The organism is Rhodococcus chondri (assembly GCF_036327435.1).
In the GTDB taxonomy this organism is placed as follows: domain Bacteria; phylum Actinomycetota; class Actinomycetes; order Mycobacteriales; family Mycobacteriaceae; genus Rhodococcus; species Rhodococcus chondri.
The window spans coordinates 1-3,585 of the sequence record NZ_JAUZMZ010000286.1 but is presented as its reverse complement, the minus strand read 5'-3'; the positions used below and the strand labels follow the sequence as shown (position 1 = coordinate 3,585).

Sequence of the window (3,585 nt, the reverse complement as noted above, 5' to 3'; positions counted from 1 at the left end):
TCGATCAGGGCGAGCGCCTCGATCGCGTCGAAACGCGGCACCAGGACGTGGGTGGCGCCGACGCAGAATGCCGACGCAGAATGCGGTGAACAGGCTGTAGAGAGCCGCACCGTGGATCAGCGGCGCGGTCATCATCCACGTCATCTCCGGAATGTGCGGAACGGCAGCCGCAACTTCCGCGGCGTCGCTGTACGGCTCGCCGAACGGATTGCCGCCCGTCAATGCCGCGTAGAAAAAGTCCTCCTGGCGCCACATCACGCCCTTCGGCATCCCCGTGGTGCCACCGGTGTAGATGATGAACAGATCGTCGTTGCTGCGCTCCGGGAAGTCGCGGTCGGCGGACTCCGCGGCGACCGCCGTGTGGAAGTCCACGGCGGTGACGGTTCCCCAATCCACGTCGGCGGCCGGCCCGACGGTGATGACGTGCCGCACTGTCGGAGTCCGGGGCAGGACGGCCGCAGTGGTGGCGGCGAATTCGCCGTCTGCGATGACCGCGGCGAGTTCCGCGTTGCCGAACAGGTAGGCCAGTTCGGCATCGACGTAGCGGTAATTGATGTTCACCGGAACGGCGCGGATCTTCAGCCAGGCAAGCAGTGATTCGACGAACTCGGTGCTGTTGCGCATATACAGGCCGATATGGTCGCCGGCGCCGACTCCCGCGCCCGTCAGGTGATGGGCGAGCCGGTTGGCCGCGGCGTCGAGTTCACCGTAGGTGCGACGCACATCGCCGCACACGATTGCGGTGCGGCCGGGGACGGCGTCCGCGGCGGCTTCGACAGGTCCGCAAGATTGAGCGACATCCAGATTCCTTTTGACACAGGGGTGACGGAGTATCGACAACGTCTCATCCGAATGGGCAGTGATACCGACCACTCCCGGACAGTGGGATCGCCACGTCAAGCCGGTGGGTCCGGCCACAAACTAGAATCAATACTAGTCTTGCCGGGCATACGCGAATCACGGCAACCGAACACGGGAGACATTCGATGGGTGAATCAGTCAGCTTGGCCGGCCGTACCGCAGTCGTGACTGGCGCGGGTGCCGGTCTCGGCCGCGCCGAGGCCCTCGCGCTCGCCGAGGCCGGCGCCGCTGTGGTCGTCAACGACATGGGTCAGGCGGCCCACGAGGTCGCCGAGGAGATCATCGCTGCCGGCGGCCAGGCGATCGCCGTCACCGGCGACGTCTCCGATTGGTCCCTCGGTGGGCGACTCGTCGACGAGGCCGTCAAGAAGTTCGGTTCCTTCGACATCCTGGTCAACAACGCTGGCATCCTGCGCGACAAGATGATCTTCAACCTGTCCGAGTCGGACTGGGACGACGTGATCCGCGTCCACCTCAAGGGCCATGCCGCGACGTCGCACGCAGCGGCCGTGCACTGGCGCAGTGCCAGCAAGGCCGCCGGCGGACCCGTCTACGGCCGCGTCGTCAACACCTCGTCGGAGGCGTTCCTGTTCGGCGCCGCCGGACAGCCGAACTACTCGGCTGCCAAGGCCGGCATCACCGCGCTGACCCTGTCCACCGCGCAGGGCCTGGCCCGCTACGGTGTCACCGCCAATGCGATCTGCCCCCGTGCCCGGACGGCGATGACCGCCGAGGCGTTCGGCGAGGCCGATGCCTCGACCGGGCTCGACCCGCTCGCTCCCGAGCGCGTCGGCACCCTCGTGTCCTACCTCGCGTCCCCGGCCTCGCACGAGATCACCGGCCAGGTGTTCGTGGTCTACGGCAAGATGGTTGCGCTGATGGCGTCGCCGAAGGTCGAGAACCGTTTCGACGCAGCAGGTTCCGCGTTCACCGTCGAAGAACTCGATCAGCAGCTGTCGTCGTACTTCACCGGCCGCGGCCCGTACGAGACATACGCCGCCTACAGCGTGGCGGAACTGGAGAAGGCCGCAATCGCGATCGACTGACCTCCCCACGGCCCTGCAGGGTACGGAAGGTCGGCCGAAACCCCGTACCCTGCAGCCATTGTTCTACTTCGCCGGGTCGATGTCGCCGCCCGTCAGTCGACGAACACCACGTCGAGTCCCTCCAGCGTCGCGGGGTCCACGATCACCTCGATCTCGGTGACCATCCCGTCCTCGACGGTGAAGACGAACACCGACCGCGGTGTCCCGCCGGGCGCCCACGCAGCACCCGGCATCCCGTCGATGAGGACCGGACGGGCGTGCCTGGCCTTCCCGGAGAACGCACCGGCGACCGCCCGGGGCCCGCGCAGCTCGGATTCGAGGGCAGGCGCGCCGCTCCCGACGGCGGCCTTCGCCGTGGCGACCGCCACATCGTCGGCGCGCAGGACCACTGCGGGATCGAGCAGGGCGAGCAGGTCGCCGAACCGCCCTTCCCGGGATGCCGCGAGAAATGCGTCCACCACCTGGTTGCGCCGTTGCTGATCGGCCGGCTCGGTGGCGGAAGCGCCCCGCACACGACGGCGCGCGCGACTGGCGAGCTGGCGTGCGGCGGCAGGAGTGCGGTCGACGATCGGTGCTATCTCGTCGAACGGGACGGCGAACATGTCGTGCAACACGAACGCCAGGCGTTCTGCCGGATCGAGCGTGTCGAGGACGACGAGCATCGCGACGCCGACGGAATCGGCCAGCACGGCCTGGGACTCGGGTGCGGTACCGCGATCGTCGTCGTGAAGGTCGGGGTGCTCGTGCTCGTCGAGCGCGATCTCGCGCCGGCTGCCGCGTGAGCGCAGCATGTCCAGGCACACGCGGCTGACGACGGTGGTGAGCCAGCCCGCAAGATTGACGACGTCGTCGGTGTCCGATCGGCTCAGGCGCAGCCATGTCTCCTGGAGGGCATCGTCGGCGTCACTCGACGACCCGAGCATCCGATATGCCACCGACCGCAGGTGGGAGCGGTGGAGTTCGAACTGTCGCGCCAGCAGTTCACCGTCTGCCGTGTATTTGTCGTCGGCCATCGGTCACATTCCTCCGTCGTCGTCCGTCATAGGGGTAGACGGTTCAGCAACACCTTCTGTGACAAGGAGTTCGACAATGGAATCACGTATGAAGAATCCCGTCATGGTTATCCCCGCGGCGATGCAGGCGCTGCAGGCATTGGGGCAATCGACCGACGCGGTCGACATCCCGGTGCGCACCGTTCATCTGATGCATCTGCGGGCCAGCCAGATCAACGGGTGCAGTGTGTGCGTCGACATGCATCCGAAGCTCGCGAAGAAGGACGGCGAGACCGATGAGCGATTGTTTGCGGTCGCAGCCTGGCGGGAGTCGCCGTACTTCACGGACGAAGAGCGCGCGGCGCTTGCCCTGACGGAAGCGGTCACCCGGCTCGCCGATCGCAGTGACCCTGTGCCCGAGGAGATCTGGGACGAGGCTGCCTCGTTCTACACGGAGGAACAGCTTGCGGCGCTGGTGCTGCAGATTTCGGTGATCAACGTGTGGAACCGGCTCAACGCGGCGACGAAGCAGGTGGCCGGCGCGGGCTGGTAGTGGCCCGCGCCTCCGTGTCGATGGTTGCCAACTCGCGCTTTTTCTGGAATAGTTCCAAAAATTGGAATTATTCCAGAAAAAGTGTGGCCGGAGCAGGATGGCTGCACGTGCAGAAGGAGAGATTCGCATGTTC

General features: G+C 66.4%; 4 protein-coding genes. 2 read left to right on the top strand and 2 right to left on the bottom strand.

Going from position 1 to position 3,585, the window contains the following annotated elements:
* Positions 1-723 (bottom strand): AMP-binding protein (locus Q8814_RS25045; protein ID WP_330154661.1); only part of this gene is annotated, 723 nt, incomplete at its 3' end.
* A gap of 263 nt (positions 724-986) precedes the next feature.
* Here Q8814_RS25045 and Q8814_RS25040 point away from each other — a divergent pair.
* A complete protein-coding gene (locus Q8814_RS25040; RefSeq protein ID WP_330154660.1) occupies positions 987-1,907 on the top strand; it encodes a 3-oxoacyl-ACP reductase in 921 nt (306 codons plus the stop codon).
* Between the two features lie 92 nt (positions 1,908-1,999).
* Here Q8814_RS25040 and Q8814_RS25035 read toward each other — a convergent pair whose 3' ends face one another.
* Positions 2,000-2,920, bottom strand: a complete 921-nt coding sequence (locus Q8814_RS25035; protein ID WP_330154659.1) for a sigma-70 family RNA polymerase sigma factor — start codon at positions 2,918-2,920, stop codon at positions 2,000-2,002.
* 76 nt (positions 2,921-2,996) lie between these two features.
* Here Q8814_RS25035 and Q8814_RS25030 point away from each other — a divergent pair, with 76 nt between their 5' ends.
* On the top strand, positions 2,997-3,452 hold the full coding sequence (locus Q8814_RS25030) for a carboxymuconolactone decarboxylase family protein (RefSeq protein ID WP_330154658.1): 456 nt from the start codon (positions 2,997-2,999) through the stop codon (positions 3,450-3,452).
* Positions 3,453-3,585: the final 133 nt, after the last annotated feature.